Consider the following 17,717-nt stretch of genomic DNA (forward strand, 5'->3'; position numbering starts at 1 on the left):
ATATTTAGGAGAAACAGATAAAAGAGAAAATGATGTGTAGTAATATTACATGCAGGGGATCTTCATTCCCAGCGGCGGCGTCACAAAAACGATGAATTAAGGACAGGGCGCCGTTCGCCAATCACTCTTCCAGGAGTCGCATATGCGTAGTCTACGTAGTATTACTTCACATCTGAAGCTAGCCGTTGCCATGGCTACAGGTGCAGCTTTTCTTTCCGCTTGCGGTGGCAATGCCGCCGATTCTTCCTCACCTCCACCTAAGCAGCAGCCGCGTGTCATGGCAACGTTCGCCGCGTCGGTCCAGGCACCGGCCAGCGTGCGTATGCACTTCCGGCGCGCACAGCACGATGAAGCCCAATGGGGCGTCTATTCGTGGTGGGGTCCCGTCTATCCGAGTCCGGCCTGGATCAGCGGCCGCTTCATGCTGACGGGCACCGATAGCTTCGGCGGCTTCGTCGATATTCCCATCGACACCGCCAAGACCAGCATCTGGTTCCTGGTTACCGACGGCGACGGCAACAAGAACTGCGGGAACGACCAGGGCCTCGATTTCGCCGCCGATATCGCCACCAAAGGCCAGCAGATGTGGATGCTCGAAGGCGACTGCAAAATCTACAGCACACAGCCTGCCATCACCCTGGGCAACCTGGGCGAGGCCAAAGCGCACTGGCTCGCGCCGAACACGCTGGTCTGGCCGGGCACGCCCGCCACCGGCAGCTACAAGCTATATTACGCGGCCAACGGCGGCCTGAGCTCGTCCCCTGAGGGCGTGACGGGCGCCGATGGCAGCATCGATCTGCTCACGGCCGGCAAGCTCTCGCCGGCGCTGGCCGCCAAGTTCCCGCATCTGGCGTCGAACACCGCGCTGGTCATGGCGCAAAGCGCCGTCGCGAGCCTGCCGGCAAAGGTCAGCAGTCAGTTCGCCATCGCCCAGTTCAACGCCGCCGGCGCCCTGGTGCAGGTAACGTCGCTGCAATCGGCCGGCATGCTCGACGCGCTCTTCGCCAGTGCAGCGGCAAGCGCCAAGCTGGGGCCGAGTTTTAACGCGGCCGGCGTGCCGACCTTCCGCGTCTGGGCGCCGACGGCCAAATCGGTCGCGCTCAATGTGTATGCCGATGCGGCAGCGAGCACGACGACCAGCGTACCGATGACGCGCGACGCGGCCAGCGGCGTGTGGTCGTACGCTGCGCCCGACGCCAGCTGGACCAACCGCGCCTACTATACCTACACGGTCAAGGTGCTCTCGCGCTGGGCCGCCAATGGCGTGGTGAGTAATGTCGTCACCGACCCCTACTCGCTCAGCCTGGACACCAATAGCGCGCGCAGCTTCGTCGCCAACCTCGACAGCGCAGCGCTCAAGCCAGCAGGCTGGGACCGCCACGACATTCCCAAGCTCGAGCACCCGACCGATATCTCGCTTTACGAACTGCAGGTGCGCGATTTTAGCGTGGCCGACCTGACCGTGCCGCTTGAGCACCGCGGCAAGTTCATGGCCTTTACCGATGTTGAATCGAACGGCATGCGCCACCTGCGCGCGCTGCAAAAAGCGGGCCTGAGCCACATCCACCTGCTGCCAAGCTTTGACACGGCCAGCGTGAATGAAGCGGGCTGCAGCAACCCGATCATCCCTGCCGATGGACCGAATTCGCCAACCCAGCAAGCCGCCGTGGCCGCGTCCGAAAACAGCGACTGCTTCAACTGGGGCTACGATCCGGTCCACTACAGCGCTCCCGATGGCAGCTTTTCCAGCAACGCGGCCGACGGCGCCGTGCGCGTGCGCGAATTTCGCTCCATGGTCCAGTCGCTGCACGAAAACGGCTTGCGCGTCGTGATGGACGTGGTCTACAACCACACCACGTCGGCAGCGCAAAATCCGCTGTCGGTGCTCGACAAGATTGTGCCGACCTATTACTACCGCCTTAACAACAGCGGCGGCATCACCAACGACAGCTGCTGCGTCGACACCGCCGCCGAAAACGCGATGATGGCCAAGCTGATGATCGACTCGGTCTCGACCTGGGCGCGCGACTACAAGGTCGACAGCTTCCGCTTCGACATCATGGGCATGGCGCCGCTGGCGGTAATCACCCAGCTCAAGGCCGACGTGGCCAAGGCGGCCGGGCGCGACATCTACCTGTATGGCGAAGCCTGGAACTTCGGCGTCGTCGCCAACGACGCGCGCTTCGTCCAGGCGCGCCAGGCCAATATGTTCGGCACCGGCGTAGGTTCGTTCAACGACCGCCTGCGCGACACCATCCGCGGCGGCGGCTGCTGCGACAGCGGCCCTTCACTGATCAGCGAGCAGGGCTTCATCAACGGCGCCTGGTTCGACCCGAGCGCCACCAGCAAGCAGACCAAGGACGACCTGCTGCGCCTGGGCGACCTGGTCAAGGTGGGCCTGTCGGGCACCCTGCGCGACTACAGCTTCACCGACCGTTTCGGCGCGCTGCGCAAGAATGCGCAGATCGATTACTTCGGTCAGCAAGCCGGCTTTGCCGCCAGCCCGCAGGAAACCATCAACTACGTGGAAGCGCACGACAACCAGACCCTGTTCGACCTGAACGCCTTCAAGCTGCCGCAGTCGACCAGCCTGGCCGACCGGGTGCGCGTGCAAAATCTGGGCGCGGCAATCAACATGTTCTCGCAGGGCGTGCCGTTCTTCCACGCGGGCCAGGAAATCCTGCGCTCCAAATCCATGGACCGCGACAGCTACAATGCGGGCGACTGGTTCAACAAGCTCGATTACACCTACCAGTCGAACAACTTCGGCGTGGGCTTGCCGATGCAGGGCGTGAACGGCAGTAACTGGGCTCTGATGTCGCCGATCCTGGCCAATCCGCTGATCAAGCCAGATCGCGCCGCAATCGTCAGCGCGCGCGATTACTTCCTGGACCTGCTCGAGATCCGCGCCGACTCGTCGCTGTTCCGCCTGCGCACCGCCCAAGACGTGATTGAGCGCGTCAAGTTTCATAACACCGGGCCCCAGCAAGTGGCCGGCGTGATCGCCATGACCATCGACGGGCGCGGCTACCAGCACGCCAAGTACAGCAAGCTGGCCGTGTTCTTCAACGTCGACAAACTGGCGCGCGAGGTCAACGTGGACGAGCTGAAAGGGCACAATCTGTCGATTCACAAGGTACAGCGCAAATCGTCCAGCGATGCGCTGGCGAAAACGGCGACCTTCGATCGCGCCAGCGGTGTCTTTACCATTCCGCCGCGCAGCACCGTCGTGTTCGTGGAGCAGTCGGCGGCGGCAAACGTTAACTGACAGTTGGTAGCGCAGCAAGCAAAGCCACCCGCGACCCGGGTGGCTTTTTTTATGGCGTAAAACCAACACTACTGCCGTCCCCAACAGACATTGCCGTTACGCACTGTTACCATAAGTCAACATCTATGTTTCTAAGCGCTTGTTTTAATGCGATATGTGCCCTCCGAACGCCAGAAACTTGAGGCGACATATCCAAACCAATATCGGTTTGGCGAAAAACATGATTGGAGCGTTTTCTATTGTCCACCTACCATTTGCTGGTGGTTGCGAAAGAGTCACAACACATACTTCAAAAAAATAGATCGGAGACTTATGGAACATCATCAAATCGCGCGTGGCTACTCCCGGCAAGTACGTCCGGTAGCCCTCAAGGCCCTGGTTGCATCGCTGATCGGCGCCGGTGTCCTCACCACGGCTTCGGTGTCAGCGCAAGAGGCGCAAACCGTGACCGTCACCGGACAGCGCAAGGCTGCGCAAAGCGCCCAGACGCTCAAGAAAAATGCGGACCAAGTGGTCGACTCGATCGTCGCCGATGACATCGGCAAATTCCCTGATAAAAACGTCGCCGAGATCCTCCAGCGCGTCACCGGCGTGCAAGTCATCCGCGGCGGCGGCGAAGCCGGCACCGTCATCATCCGCGGCCTGGGCGGCATTACCACGCTGCTGAACGGCCGTGAATTTTTCTCCGATTCCGGCCGCAGCCTGTACCTGTCGGACGTGCCGGCCACGATGCTGCAGCGGATCGACGTCTACAAGACCCAGGGCGGCGACCTGCCGGAAGGCGGCACCGCCGGCGTGATCGACGTGCGCACCAACCGTCCATTCGACTTCAAGGGCGCCACCTTCAATGCCAACGCCCGCGTTGAAAACCGAGACAAGGCCGGCACCAACAATCCCGACGTCAGCGCCATGGCCAGCAACCGCTGGAAAACCAGCATCGGCGAAGTGGGCGCTTTGGTCGGCGTATCCTACCAGCGCGGCCGTTACGCCGACGAAGTGGCCTTCGCCGGGGAACCGGCGGTAATCGACCGCGGCATCATGGGCACCAACTTCCTCGGCCGCTTCATGCGCAATGGCGACCGCAAGCGCGAGGCGCTCAATTTTGCGCTGCAATGGCGTCCAAGCGCCACCGTGGAAGTGTTTGCCGAGGGCTTTCGCACGAATATCGATCACCGCTACCAGGAAAACTTCATGCTCGGCTTTCCGCCGAACTTCCGCAACGCGACCATCACCACCAAGCCTAACAGCAACTACCTCGACACCATCACCCTGCTCAACCAGGATCATGGCGGCTTCACCTCGACCCAGGCTTACCAGCACGATGTGACGAATGCGCAGTACGCCGTCGGCGCACGCTGGGACGTCACACCGGCCGTACGCGTGACCACGGAACTGGCGCGCACCAAAAGCTATTTCGAAGAGCATCGCGTGATCGCCGACTTTGACTACACGGCACATGGCTTTACCGGCGCGATTCGCGAAAGCGGCGGCTTTGTCGACTTCCCTGGTACCAATATGCAAGACCCGGTGAATGCCAACTTCCGCATCGCCGGCGGCAAGGATATCGCCGACAATCGCGGCGGGACCAACGTCGACTGGCGCTCCGACGTGGTGTGGGATATCAGCGACAACGGCGTGCTGAGCATGGTCAAGGAACTGGCCGGCGGCGTGCGTCTGGCCGAGCGCAAGGCGTATTCGCAAGCGAACAAGGACGTCTGGTGGAATTTCGGCCCGAACCAGGGTCGCAATGTGAGCAACTTCCCCGGCCTGTACACTCTGTCGGCGCCGACCGCTGGTAACTATGGCGTGGGCCAGTACATCGTGGCGGACAAGGATTACCTGCTCGACCACACGGCTGAAGTACGCAAGATCCTGAGCGGCTCGTCCGACGCGCTGGGAAAAGATCCGTTGAGCTACTACGACGACATCGAGAAGACTTCGGCGCTGTACGGCAAGGCCAAGTTTGCCTTCCATGCGGGCGTGCCAATCAGTGGCGTGCTCTCGACCCGGGTTGTGCGCACCAAGCAGACCTTGAGAGGAAATTCGTCGCTGGCCGGCGTGCTGGCCCCGATCACGGTCGACACCAGCCGTACCGACGTGTTGCCGAGCCTGGCGCTGCGGGCCGACTTTACGCCGACGCTGATTGGCCGCTTCATCGCGGGCAAAGCCATCGAACGGCCGAACTTCCCCGACTACAATCCGGCGTTGCGTCTCGATCCAGGCACCGACTCGAGCAGGCCGGGCAACGGCACGGCCGGCAACCCCCTGCTGCGTCCGACCCGCTCGAAAAATGTTGACGTAGCGCTGGAATGGTATTTCGCCCCGACGGGCATGCTTACAGCAACGGTGTTCGAGCACAAATTCAATGACCGGCTGGCCAAGAAAACGAACCCCGAGACAATCAACGGCAAGGTCTACAACGTCGAGCGCAACTACAACCTGAGCAAGGCCAACTTGCGCGGCGCGGAATTGTCCTACCGCCAGTTCTACGACGGTCTGCCAGGCATGCTCAAGGGACTCGGGATGGAGGCAAACTTCACTTATATGACGGGCACGCAGATCAACCCGGACGGCAAGGAATCGCCTTTCCTGGGCCAGTCGAAAACGTCGTACAACCTGATCGGCCTGTACGAGCGTGGCGACTGGTCGGCGCGCCTGGCTTACAACTGGCGTTCGAAGTTCCTCTCCGAGGTCGACTATCGCAATACCAAGAACCTGAGCCTGTACGTTGCGCCGCTCAAGTCGCTGGACGGCTCGCTGACCTACAAGATCAGCAAGCAGTTGACGGTAACACTGGATGGCAACAACCTGCTGGACCAGCCGTACCACGACTACTTCAATCAAGACGCGAGCCTGGTGCGTGACACGCGCCGCTACGACCGTGCCATCGGTCTGGCGATGCATTACAAGTACTGAGCCGCCAAGCTCTGACGAAACGCCGTCCTCGCGCAAGCGGGGGCGGTTTTTTGCTTTTTGGGCAAGGTGATTGTGTCGCGATTGACAAACTGCCTGTCGCCCAGGCACAAGACCGGGTTCGGACGCGATGATAAGCTTGCGTTTTCCTTTCCAAGCTGAGCGCGCCATGAAACAGAACTATATCAACGGGGCCTGGGTCGACGGCGCCTCGTCGTCCGCCAACATCAACCCATCGAACACCGCCGACATCGTCGGCCACTACGCGCAGGCCGACGCGCAGCAGGCGCTGCTCGCGATCGCCGCCGCCGCCGCCGCCGCGCCCGCGTGGGCGCTGTCGAACATCCAGCTGCGCGCCGATGCGCTGGACAAAATCGGCACCGAAATCATCGCGCGCAAGGAAGAACTGGGCACGCTGCTCTCGCGCGAAGAAGGCAAGACGCGCGTCGAAGGCATCGGCGAAGCGGCACGCGCCGGCGCCATCTTCAAGTATTTTGCGCAGGAGTGCCTGCGCCTGCGCGGCGACAAGATCGCCTCCGTGCGGCCCAACCTGGACGTGGAAGTCACGCGCGAGCCGGTCGGCGTGGTCGGCATCATCGCGCCGTGGAACTTCCCGATTGCAATCCCGGCCTGGAAGATCGCCCCGGCCCTCGCCTACGGCAATTGCGTGCTGATCAAACCGGCCGAACTGGTGCCGGCCAGCGCCTGGGCGCTGGCCGAGATCATCAGCCGCGCCGGCCTGCCGAACGGCGTTTTCAACCTGGTCATGGGGCGCGGCAGCGTCGTCGGCCAGGCCTTCCTGAACGACCGGCGCGTGAACGCCATCAGCTTTACCGGCTCGGTGAGCACCGGCGCCAAGGTGGCGCAGGCGGCCATCGGCCGCATGACCAAGGTGCAAATTGAAATGGGCGGCAAGAACCCGCTGGTGATCCTGGGCGACGCCGACCTGGCCACCGCCGTCAACTGCGCCGTCCAAGGCTCGTTCTTTTCCACCGGTCAGCGCTGCACGGCGTCGAGCCGGATCATCGTGGAGAAGTCGCTTTATGCGGCATTTGTGGCGGCGGTGCGCGAAAAGCTGGCCACGCTGACGGTGGGCGACGCGCTCCGCGCGGGGGTCGACATCGGGCCCGTGGTCGACCAGAGCCAGCTGGACCAGGATATGGACTACATCCGCATCGGCCAGGACGAAGGCGCCACGCTCGCTTTCGGCGGCCATCGCGTGCGCTGCGCCACCGAAGGCTTCTTTTTGCAGCCGGCGCTGTTTACCGATTGCAGCAACGACATGCGCATCAGCCGCGAAGAGATCTTCGGGCCCGTGGCCAGCGTGATCCCGGCCGACAGTTACGAGCACGCGCTGGCGCTGGCCAACGATAGCGAGTTTGGCTTGTCGAGCGGGATCGTGACCACTTCGCTCAAGTTTGCGACGCACTTCAAGCGTCATGCGCAGGCGGGCATGGTCATGGTCAACGTGCCGACGGCGGGCGTGGATTATCACGTGCCGTTCGGCGGCAGCAAGGGCTCGAGCTACGGGTCGCGCGAACAGGGTGCGTATGCGGCCGAATTTTTCACGACGGTGAAGACGGCTTATTGCGCGGTGTAAGCACGCCGCCCCCGTCGCCACAACTTTCTTCAGGGCTCCAGCAGCGCCAGCAAGCGCGCCTCGATGAGCGCGTACTGCTCGCCAAGCGCCGCGCTCGCCAAGCGGATGGCCGCCCCGTCGCCGTTCAGCGAAGCCTTCTCCAGCGCCTTGCACCGATCCGACATGGCCAGCGCCCCCACGGCGCTGGCACTGCCGGCCAGTGTGTGCGAAATCTCGGCCAGCCTGGCGCCATCGGCCGTGTTTAACGCTGCGGCCAGCGCCGCCATCCGGGGTGGCGTGTCGTCCAAAAACAGACGCGCCAATTCGGCAAATTTTTCGCCAAAAAGCCTTCTCGCCGCCTCCACCGGGTCGCCCTCGACCGCTTCGTCACCAGCGTCGCACGGACCAGCGCCAGGCGTGAGCCAGCACGCCAGCTTGTCGCGCAGCGCCGCCGCGCGCAGCGGCTTGGTCAAAAAATCATCCATGCCGGCGTTGATGCACTTTTCGCGTTCGCCTTCGAGCGCGTGCGCCGTCAGCGCAATGACAGGGATGCGGCGCTGTCCGGTGGGCCCTTGCGCGGTCACCATCGCGCTTTCCAGGTGGCGAATTTCGGCCACCGCCTGGTAGCCGTCCAGTTCGGGCATCTGGCAGTCCATCAGGATAGCCGCATACGGCTTGGCCAGGAACATGTGCACGGCAATGCGCCCGTTCTCGGCCAGGTCAACCTCGGCGCCCAGGCGTTCGAGCATGTGGCTGACCACCTGCAGGTTGACCGGGTTGTCGTCCACCGCCAGGATGCGGTGACCGGCCAGGGGCGGCGGCGCCGCCGGCGCGACGGCAATGACCGCCGGCGGGCTGCTGAAGTTCATGAACGGCAGCGCAATGCCGATCGAGAGCGAGGTACGCAGCGCCTTGAGCGTGTCGATCAAGGCTTGCTGCGGCACCGGTTTGGAGAGCAACGCCGCATAGCCCGCATGCGCGTAGCGGCCACTGTCGGCAGCGTCCGACAGCGCGCCGACAATCACCAGCAGCGCGTTCGAATAGCGCCGGTCGGCCTTGATCATCGCACCCAGCGTTTCGGGATCGATGTCCGGCTGCTGATGGTCGATCAGCACCACCGCATACGGCTGCTGGGCGGCGGCGGCGATCGCCAGCGCATCGAGGCCGGCGCGTCCGCTGTCGACGCTGTCGGCCAGGATGCCGTGCTCGATGAACTGCTCGCGCCGCGCCGCGCACTGGGCGTCGTGGCTGTCGATGCACAGCACGCGCAGGCCCGCCAGCGAGCCTGGTTCAATGGCAGGACGCGTCACGCCCGCCAGCGCCAGGTCGAGCTCGAACCAGAAGGTGCTGCCCTTGCCCTGCGCGCTGTGGGCGCCGATCGTCCCGCCCATCATCTCGACCAGCAGTTTGCAGATCGACAGCCCCAGCCCGGTGCCGCCGAAGCGGCGCGTGGTACTGGGGTCAGCCTGGGTAAATTTGTCGAAGATGGTCTCCAGGTGTTCGTTCGCCAGCCCGATCCCGGTATCGGTGACGGCGATGCGCAGGCGGCAGTGCTGCGGCCATTGGCCAACCAGGCGCACGTCCAGCAGCACATAGCCGGCCGCCGTGAACTTGATGGCGTTGCTGAGCAGGTTGGCCACCACCTGGCCGATGCGGCACGGGTCGCCCACCAGCATCTGCGGCAGGTGCGCCGGATAATTGACCACCAGGTCCAACCCGCGCGCTTGCGCCGCCAGCGCCTGGCCGCTGGCGAGCGTTTCAAGTTCATGCAGCAGGTCGAAGGGAATCGCTTCAAGATCGAGCTTGCCCGCCTCGATCTTGGAAAAGTCGAGGATGTCGTTGATCAGCGACAGCAGGCTCTCGGCGCTGGTGTGGGCCACGCTGGCGAACTGGCGCTGGCTTTCCGCCAACTCGGTGTCGAGCAGCAGCTCGAGCATGCCGATCACGCCATTCATCGGGGTGCGGATCTCGTGGCTCATGTTGGCCAGGAAGGTGCCTTTAGCCACGTTCGATTCGTCGGCCATGACCTTGGCGCGCACCGCTTCGTTGCGCTCGGCCTCGCGCTGGCGCAGCGCCACGATGGTGGTGCCGATGGCGTCGCGGATGGTGGCCACTTCGCGGTCGGCCGGGCCGTCGCCGACGCTGGCGTCAAAGTCGCCCTCGGCGATGCGGGCCAGCGCTTCTTGCAAGTTGTGCAGCGGACGCAGCGCGTTGCGCATGCGCCCGATGATGGCCGACATAGCGGCCAGCAGCACCAGCGACAGCACGCCCAGCGTCACCAGGGCGCCCCCATACACGGCGTTGCGCGACGGCGCAAAGTCCATGCCGATTTCGATGAAGCCGACCGTCTCGCTGGTTTCGGCGTGCGGCGCCATGCCGTAGTCGAGCAGCTCGCTGCGCTGGATCACCTGGCGAATTGGCGCGAACGCCTGGATCGAGCGGCCCACGCCAAGCAAGCGCTCGACGCGGCTGATGGCCGCGCCGTGCGCGCTCATGCTGGCGGCGCGAGCGGGATCGAGCCGCTCAAAGGCGGGCGAGCCGCTCTTGTGATATTCGGCCAGCACCGCCAGGTTGCGCCGGTCGTACACGCGCACCAGGCCAATGTCCGGGATGCGCGCGGCGTTGCTGCTGATGCGCGAACGCGCGCTGCTCTCGGGCGAGAGCAGCACCTGCACCGAGAGGTCGTCGAACATCGGCAGCAGCTGGCGCGCCTGCTGGTCGAGGTTACGCTCGATCAGATAATTGGCGCCGGCCACCATCGACACCAGCGTGATGACATACGCCAGCACCGCGGCGAACCACAGCATGGCGGCCATGCGCCGCACCAGGCTTGGCCGCTGCATGGCGTCACTGGACATTGGCCTGCTCCTTGAGCTTGGGCGTAATGGTCAGGCCAAAGCGCGCTGCGGCGGCCGCGTTGATGGTGATGTGCGCTTCTGCCAGCGCTTCGAGCGGCTCCCCGGCAACCTCGCTGGCGCTTGAGCGGCGCAGCCGTTCGAGCGTGACGCTGGCAATTTCGCCGGTGTCGGCGGTGGCCGAGAGCAGCGCGCCCTCGCGCAGCAGCGCCGGCGAAAAGGCCAGCACCGGCAGGTTGTGGCGCACGCTGAAGGCCATCACGTCGAAGATGGTGCGCTGGCTGAGGATGGTGCTGTCGGGCGCCAGCCACAGGCCCTGGATGCGCCGCTCGCGCAGCTCCTGCAGCGCCGGCAGCACGGCGCGGTCGGAAGCAACGGCCACGTGGTCCAGTTCCAGGCCCAGGCTGCGCGCCGCCATCTGCGCCTCGGCCACCATGTAGCTCGCGTGGCGCCCGGTGATCAGGCCGATCTTGCGCAGTCCCGGGTCAAGCGCCTTCCAGGCGGCGAACTGCTTGGTCAGCGAAGGAATGCCGCTCACCCCTTTCATCCAGGGCGCAATCAGTGAAAATTCCTCGACATTGAGCACCTGGCAAAACACCACCTGCTTTTCGTCCAGGCGCCGGCGCGCCACCTGCGCGGCCAGCAGCCCCACGGCCACCACCTGGCGCACCGGGGAGGCGTTGATGGCCTTGACGACATCGGTTTCGCGCGCGCGGCTGCCGCCCAGGTTATAGGTCGTGATGCGGGCGCCGTAGGCCGCCTGCAGTGCGCCGGTCGCCGCCGCCACCGCGCCCTTGTCGTCGGAGGCGAGCACGATGATGTCGGCGCGCGCCAGCGGCGCGAGCAGCAGCGCCAGCAGCGACAGCAGCAGCGATAGCAGCACTGGGAGCAGGCGCATGGCAGGCGCCATTAAAAGTCGCGCTGCAGTTGGAGGGAAAAGCGGCGAGCGTCGGCAGGCACCCGTTTGAGCGGGTGCAGTTCGCGCGAGGCGACGGTTGCGTAATGGCGGTCGAGCAGGTTGTCGATGCGCAGCGAGGCGCGCCAGCCGTCGCCCAGGCGCGCGGCATTGAACACCGCTCCCACCAGCAGGGCCGACGGCACGCGGTCGCGCACGGCGCTGTCGTCATCGAACCGGCCCAGCACGCTGCTGGTATATTGCGTCTCGAGCGCGGCGTCGACGTCGGGCCATGGCAGCTCGCGGCTGATGCCGGCCTTGAACTGCTGGCGCGGTGAACTGGTCAGGTCGCCCAGTTTGTCGCTGCCGCGCTGCAGCACCAGCGAGGCATAGAAGTCGCCGCGGTCGCCCTGGCGCACCCGCACGGCCACTTCGGCCCCGGCCACGCTTTGCGGCGGCAGCGCATTGCGGTACTGGATGCAGCCTGTGGGGCCAAGCCCGCAGTCGATGCCCTGGTACTGCGGGGTCGCCACCTGCACCGGGGTGTCGCGCAGATTCTTGAAAAAGGCCGACAGGCGCCACTGCACGCCGCTGGCGGACTGCGCGATGAGCAGCGCTTCGAGTGAGCGCGACCATTCCGGGCGCAGCGCGCCATTGGCCCAGATGGTGGAAGCGGCCGGCATGCCGTCCTGGTAGCGCGATTCATAGACCGTCGGCGCGCGGTAGGCTTCGCCGTAAATGAGTTTGGCGCTCACGCCGGGCGCCAGTTCCTGCACGTAGGCCACGCGCGGCGACAGGCGCGAGCTGACACCGTCCGAAAAGCCGTGGTAGCTGTCCAGGCGCGCACCGAGGAACATGGTGCCGGGGCCCAGGCGCATCTCGTCCTGCGCGAACAGGGCCCACTGCATGTAGCTCTCGTGGCGGTCGACGCTGAACACGCCGCTGCGCTGCGTGCCCGGCTGGTCGCCGACCTGGTGGGTGAAACCGATATGCTTCATTTCGATCCCGGCCAGCAGGTGGTGGCCGCGCGCGATGAAGCGGTCATAGCGCAATTCGGCGCCCAGCTGGCGGCTGGCCAGGTCGGAGACGTTGATGTACACCGGCGTTGCGCCACGCTCGCCGGCGCGCGCATACGGATAGTCGCCCCGTTCGGTGGCGGTGAACGAATAGACGCGCGCATTGAGTTGGCCGCCCACGCCCAGCTCGCGCGTAAAGCCAGCTTCAAGCGCGGCGAGCGACTCGCGCAGCATCAGGCGGCCATTGAAGGCCGACGCATAGCTGGCCAGCGGATCGCGCTTGCTGCCGGCCACCAGCAGCGCCTGCAGCCAGGCCGGCCCGGACGTCATGCGGGCGAACAGGCGCGCCGTGCGCGCTGCGTCGTTGCCGGACGAGACGCCCTTGAAGCGCGCGTTATTGAAGGCGGGGGTGTCCAGCTCCGGCAGGTACAGGTCGCGCCCCGCGCTGTAGGCGGCGCTGGCGGCGACAAAACTGTTGACGCGCGCCCCAGCCGCGCCGCGCGTGAAATACAGCTTGGCCGCGCGGTGGCTGGCCGCTACCAGGCCGGCGCTGGCGGCGGCGCCCTCCTTGTCGCTGTGGGTGATCAGGTTGACCAGTCCCATGACCGCGCCGCTGCCGTACAGCGCCGAACCGGGTCCCTTGACAAACTCGATGCGCTCGATGCTTTCGATATCGAGGTACTCGAGGAAGAAGCCGCCGTAGGTCGGCTCGTAGACCGGCATGCCATTGACCAGGTACAGGATGCGCGAGCCGAAGTCGCCCGGCACTGCCACCCCGGACACGCCCAGCGCCGGCCACTGGCTGGCCGCGTCGTAGACACCGGGCAGCGACTTGAGCGCGTCGGCCACGCTGCGGTAGCCGTAACGGCGGATGTCGTCGCGGCTGATGACCGAGACATTGGCCGGCGTTTCGGCAATCGTCTGCGCATAGCGCGCGGCCGAGTACACGATGTTTTCCTGGGCCAGCAAGTCCAGTTCATCGGCCGCCGACGGCGCTGCCTGCGCGCGCACCGCGCCGCTGGCAAGCAAAGCCGCCATGGCGATTATCCGGCAGGCCTGCCTTGTCGTTGCTGCGCTCATGTCCCCAATCGTGATCGTACTAACAATTTTTCCGCAAGTATCCCTGAATTTGAGGAATCAATCAATTGCGCCTGCGATTGCTACAACAGTGGCGTGCGCCGCACTTGACTATCGTGCAAACTTGCCAGCTGTTTCAGACAATCGGGTCAGGCAAGCAGTGTCAGGCAAACGCAATGTGCTTGTTGAGCGGCAGCTCGCGAATGCGCTGGCCTGTGGCGTGAAAAATGGCGTTGGCCAGGGCCGGCGCCGCCGGCGGCACGCCGGTCTCGCCCACGCCGCGAATCGGCCCGCCGCCCTCGAGCACGCGCACCGTGATCTGCGGCGACTGCGCCATGCGCAGCGCCTGGTACTGGTGAAAGTTGGTTTGCTGGGCGGCGCCCCCGGCAAAAGTGACTTGTCCGAACATGGCCGCGCTCAGCGCGAAAATAAGCGCCGACTGCAGCTGCGCCTCGACATTGCGCGGGTCGAGCGCGGTGCCGACGTCGGCGGCGATAAAGGCGCGCTCGAGCGTGATGCCATCCTTGCCCATCGTGACCTCGAGCACATGCGCGGTCGGCACGCCGAACGAATAGTGAAAGGCCACGCCGCGGCCCCTGCCCTTTTCCATCGGCCGGCCCCAGCCCGACATGGCAGCCACCGCTTCGAGCACCTTGCGCGATGGCGCGTGGGTGAGCAGCGCCAGGCGCATGGCCATTGGATCGGCTTTGGCCTGGGCGGCCAGTTCGTCGATGAAGCTCTCCATGAAAAAGCCGTTGTACGAATTGCCGACCGAGCGCCAGGAGCTGACCGGCAGCAGCGCCGGGGTCCGATAACCAGTGGCGCGGTTGTGCGCGATGCCGTAGGGCTGGTCGTAGGCGCCGTCAACGATCAACTTATCGGGCCCCGGCAATGATGCGCCGATGCGACCGCCCTGGGATTCGAGTACCGAAGGGCTGGCCACGCGCACGTCCAGCGCCTGCACCGTGCCGTGCGCGGTGGCGCCGCGAAAGCGCGCAATGGCGGCCGGACGGTACATATCCTGCGTCATGTCTTCTTCGCGGCTCCAGGTCAGCTTCACGGGCCGGCCCTTGACGGCCATGGCCAGGCGCACCGCCTGCACCACGAAGTCCGATTCGGCGCGCCGTCCAAAGCCGCCGCCCATCAGCGTGGTGTGCACATGCACGCGGGCCGGATCGATGCTGGAGACCGCTGCAGCCTGGTCGCGCGCCAGCGTGGGCGCCTGCACGCCGGACCAGATGTGCAGCTCATCGCCCGCGCCCGCGCCCTCGCCCTCACCCTTGCCATTGAACCAGGCGACGGCGTTCATCGGCTCCATCGTCGCGTGGGCCAGGAACGGCACGCGGTACTCGGCTTCCAGCACAGTGCCTGCGGCCAGCGCCGCGCCGACGTTGCCGTCGTCGCGCAGGCGGCTGTCGTGGTGCTGGTCGTCGAATGACGCGGCGATGGCGGCCATCATGGCGGCACTGGTGGCCGGATGCGACGGCGCGGCCCAGTCGCACTTGACGGCCGCCACTGCCTGGAATGCGCGCCAGGTATTGTTGGCGATCACGGCCACGCCCCCGGGCAGGCTCACCACGGCCACCACGCCGCGCATGGCGTTGGCTGCGGTGGCGTCAAAGTGATTCAGCGCCGCGCCGATGGCCGGATTCATGCGCACGGCGGCAAACAGCATGTCTTCGCAGCGCACGTCGATGCCGAAAACGGCGGTGCCGGTGCACTTGGCCAGCATGTCCACGCGCGGCATCGATTTGCCCAGGTAGCGCCACTGGGCGCGCGGCTTGAGCGGCGGCGCCGCCGGCAGGGCAATGGCGGCGGCTGCGGCGGCCAGGTCGGTGTAGGCGATACGCCGGCCGTCGGGGGCGATGACCATGCCGTCTGCGGTGCGCAAGCGGGAGGCGCTCACGTTGAGGCGCGCGGCGGCGGCGGCCACTAGCGCAAAACGCGCGGCCGCGCCGGCGACGCGCATCTTGTCAAAGGCGTCGGGCACGCTGGACGAGCCGCCGGTGACCTGAATGCCAAGGAACTTGGACACCACGCCCATGGCGCCGCGCACGGCGTTGGCCGCCTTGCCTTCGTCAATACCCGCGAAGGGGGCTGCGTCGCGGATGGCCGCGTCGTTGTAGTAAGCAGCGCCGGGGGCGCCGTGTTCCACGCGGATGCTGTCCCAGGCGACGTCCAGCTCTTCGGCCACCATCGCAGCGAGCGTGGTGTGAATGCCCTGCCCCATTTCGGCGCGCGGCGTGATGATCGTGATGCCTTGCGCATCGATGCGCACGTACGGCGTGAGGGCGACGGCGCCCGGCGCCAGGCCTACGCTCAAGGGGTTCGGGTGGGGCTGGCGGTATTTGTAGAAACCGAAGGCGGCGCCGCCGGCCACGGCAGCGGAGGCGACCAGGAACGTGCGGCGCGCGAGGGTGCCAAGTTTGCTCATGCCGCGCCCTGCTTCAGGCTTGCGGCCGCCGCGTGAATGGCGGCGCGGATGCGCGGATAGGCGCCGCAGCGGCACAGATTGCCGGACATGGCGGTGTCGATGTCGGCGTCGCTGGGGTTGGGATTGGTCTTCAGCAGCGCGGCGGCGCTCATGATCTGGCCGGATTGGCAGTAGCCGCACTGCGCCACCTGATGCGCGATCCAGGCAGCCTGGACGGCGTGCAAAGAGGCCGGGGTGCCCAGGCCTTCGATGGTGGTGATGGCGCCCGTGACGGAGCCGACCGGCGTCACGCACGAACGCACGGGCACGCCGTCCAGATGCACGGTGCACGCGCCGCACAGGGCCATGCCGCAGCCGTATTTGGTGCCAGGCAGGTTCAGTTCGTCGCGCAGGACCCATAGCAGGGGCATGTCGGGTTCGACGTCAAGCTCGTGGGTGTGTCCGTTGACGTTCAGTTTCATGCGAGATTTCTCCATATCAAACGCGAAGTATGATGCCCCGAAAAGGATGGAACAATAGCAACATATGAGTGGCGTCTGGCACGGTCATCGATATTCATGCAGGCAATACGAGAACAGAGGCTACTTGCGTGTGGGCATTGCAAATTACGCAGACGACTTGGCTGTCGCCAGTCGCCATTTCCATCGCCAACGCAAGATGGATAACATCCGTCGCCGCACCAAATGACCCAGCATATTCCATTGGACAAAGGCGGTCCTCGAGTGGGTCCAGGTGGTTCATCACCTGCGCCAAGGCGCCGATCACAGCCATGCTCCCCTGCACCCGATGATCGGTATCGCTAATGACCAGCTTCACATCAGCGGAAGACGTCGCTCCCGCCGATATGGATGCGGCCATCGCTTGCGATAGCGTCTTTGCGGCGTCTTTGGCGGCTTGTTCCGGAGGAAACTGCATCATTATGACAGGGGCAAGCGTTGCCGAGTTCGCCCACATGCCTTGCGGACTTTTCGCCGGGTTGAACAACAGGAATCCCGCCGCACCTTCTGCTGGGATATATCCCAGCGGGGATGCGATGGAAAATATCTCCGCCAACACCAGTTCATTGCTGTCGAGCAGGCTATCCGCCGCTACCACAAGTATGTATGGGAGGGTCGAGTCGTCAATCCCTTTCTGGAGTTGCGACACGATGGCATAGCCCGCCGCCGGCGTGGACGGGACTATGTGCAGGAGGTATGCATGTTCGCGCCATTCAGAGCGCCGCCATGCCGCCTCAAATATATCAATATGGAATTTTTCGTCCACAAGAAGTGTTCGGGGGACAATCCAGTAGACGTTTGCCGGTCCTTCAATTGTTTCCGGAATGCTGATTTGCCTGGAAAGGATATCGTCGAGAATGCCAGTGAGCATAACAGCCACGCGCGGAGCCCGCACCCGGGTAGTGGCCGGATAGCCCGCACGTTCCAGCTTCAGCGTTGCCAACATGCCCGCATGTGCAGGATTGCCGTTCTCCAGCGCGATCGCCTTGTTGAGCGCGTGCAAGATGTTTGATGGCTTTTGAGGGAGTTTTGTGCAGAATAACTGAGGTTTTAAGGCTGAGCGCCCTCAAAGAGCTTGACCAGCAAGCCCTCTGAGGACGAGTCTCTGGTTTCTGACACCGTTGAGACGAGTCCATTATGTGCCAATCCGTCCTTCGTGATCCAGCTTTCTTTGCGTTGTTGC

Annotated in this window: 9 protein-coding genes; 3 read left to right on the plus strand and 6 right to left on the minus strand. The window is 64.7% G+C overall.

Features of this window, described 5'->3' with window-relative positions; all coding sequences use genetic code 11:
* Nucleotides 1–190 precede the first annotated feature (190 nt).
* The 3 genes from ACP7D4_RS15275 (at nucleotide 191) to ACP7D4_RS15285 (ending at nucleotide 7,781) form a co-directional block, all read left to right on the plus strand.
* On the plus strand, nucleotides 191–3,268 hold the full coding sequence (locus tag ACP7D4_RS15275) for an alpha-1,6-glucosidase domain-containing protein (protein WP_426209908.1): 3,078 nt from the start codon (nucleotides 191–193) through the stop codon (nucleotides 3,266–3,268).
* A gap of 312 nt (nucleotides 3,269–3,580) precedes the next feature.
* Nucleotides 3,581–6,184, plus strand: coding sequence for a TonB-dependent receptor (locus ACP7D4_RS15280; protein WP_426209910.1), 2,604 nt, complete (start codon nucleotides 3,581–3,583; stop codon nucleotides 6,182–6,184).
* 166 nt (nucleotides 6,185–6,350) lie between these two features.
* Nucleotides 6,351–7,781, plus strand: coding sequence for an aldehyde dehydrogenase family protein (locus ACP7D4_RS15285; protein ID WP_426209911.1), 1,431 nt, complete (start codon nucleotides 6,351–6,353; stop codon nucleotides 7,779–7,781).
* 29 nt (nucleotides 7,782–7,810) lie between these two features.
* Here ACP7D4_RS15285 and ACP7D4_RS15290 read toward each other — a convergent pair whose 3' ends face one another.
* The 6 genes from ACP7D4_RS15290 to ACP7D4_RS15315 form a co-directional block, all read right to left on the minus strand.
* Nucleotides 7,811–10,618 carry a response regulator gene (locus ACP7D4_RS15290; RefSeq protein ID WP_426209913.1) on the minus strand — a complete coding sequence of 936 codons (2,808 nt, stop codon included), beginning with the start codon at nucleotides 10,616–10,618 and terminating at the stop codon, nucleotides 7,811–7,813.
* Nucleotides 10,608–11,513, minus strand: a complete 906-nt coding sequence (locus ACP7D4_RS15295) for an ABC transporter substrate-binding protein (protein ID WP_426209915.1) — start codon at nucleotides 11,511–11,513, stop codon at nucleotides 10,608–10,610. The genes ACP7D4_RS15290 and ACP7D4_RS15295 overlap by 11 nt, the downstream gene beginning before the upstream one ends.
* Before the next feature lie 11 nt (nucleotides 11,514–11,524).
* The gene (locus ACP7D4_RS15300) at nucleotides 11,525–13,564 is read right to left on the minus strand and encodes a TonB-dependent receptor plug domain-containing protein (RefSeq protein WP_426209916.1); all 2,040 of its coding nucleotides are present in this window, start codon (nucleotides 13,562–13,564) and stop codon (nucleotides 11,525–11,527) included.
* A gap of 202 nt (nucleotides 13,565–13,766) precedes the next feature.
* Nucleotides 13,767–16,037: a molybdopterin cofactor-binding domain-containing protein gene (locus ACP7D4_RS15305; RefSeq protein WP_426209918.1), complete on the minus strand. Its 2,271-nt coding sequence runs from the start codon at nucleotides 16,035–16,037 to the stop codon at nucleotides 13,767–13,769.
* Nucleotides 16,034–16,498, minus strand: coding sequence for a (2Fe-2S)-binding protein (locus tag ACP7D4_RS15310; RefSeq protein WP_426209920.1), 465 nt, complete (start codon nucleotides 16,496–16,498; stop codon nucleotides 16,034–16,036). Before ACP7D4_RS15310 ends, ACP7D4_RS15305 begins: the two co-directional genes overlap by 4 nt.
* A 94-nt stretch (nucleotides 16,499–16,592) precedes the next feature.
* Nucleotides 16,593–17,537 (minus strand): hypothetical protein, encoded by a 945-nt coding sequence (locus ACP7D4_RS15315; protein WP_426209922.1) that lies wholly within the window; start codon nucleotides 17,535–17,537, stop codon nucleotides 16,593–16,595.
* Nucleotides 17,538–17,717 lie beyond the last annotated feature (180 nt).

The sequence above is a fragment of the Massilia sp. TWP1-3-3 genome (assembly GCF_049897805.1).
Lineage (GTDB): Bacteria > Pseudomonadota > Gammaproteobacteria > Burkholderiales > Burkholderiaceae_D > Telluria_A.

Coding starts and splice junctions, on each gene's coding strand:
- ACP7D4_RS15275 (WP_426209908.1), top strand. CDS start 191: ATGGCTACAGGTGCAGCTTTTCTTTCCGCTTGCGGTGGCAATGCCGCC.
- ACP7D4_RS15280 (WP_426209910.1), top strand. CDS start 3,581: ATGGAACATCATCAAATCGCGCGTGGCTACTCCCGGCAAGTACGTCCG.
- ACP7D4_RS15285 (WP_426209911.1), top strand. CDS start 6,351: ATGAAACAGAACTATATCAACGGGGCCTGGGTCGACGGCGCCTCGTCG.
- ACP7D4_RS15290 (WP_426209913.1), bottom strand. CDS start 10,618: ATGTCCAGTGACGCCATGCAGCGGCCAAGCCTGGTGCGGCGCATGGCC.
- ACP7D4_RS15295 (WP_426209915.1), bottom strand. CDS start 11,513: ATGCGCCTGCTCCCAGTGCTGCTATCGCTGCTGCTGTCGCTGCTGGCG.
- ACP7D4_RS15300 (WP_426209916.1), bottom strand. CDS start 13,564: ATGGCGGCTTTGCTTGCCAGCGGCGCGGTGCGCGCGCAGGCAGCGCCG.
- ACP7D4_RS15305 (WP_426209918.1), bottom strand. CDS start 16,037: ATGAGCAAACTTGGCACCCTCGCGCGCCGCACGTTCCTGGTCGCCTCC.
- ACP7D4_RS15310 (WP_426209920.1), bottom strand. CDS start 16,498: ATGAAACTGAACGTCAACGGACACACCCACGAGCTTGACGTCGAACCC.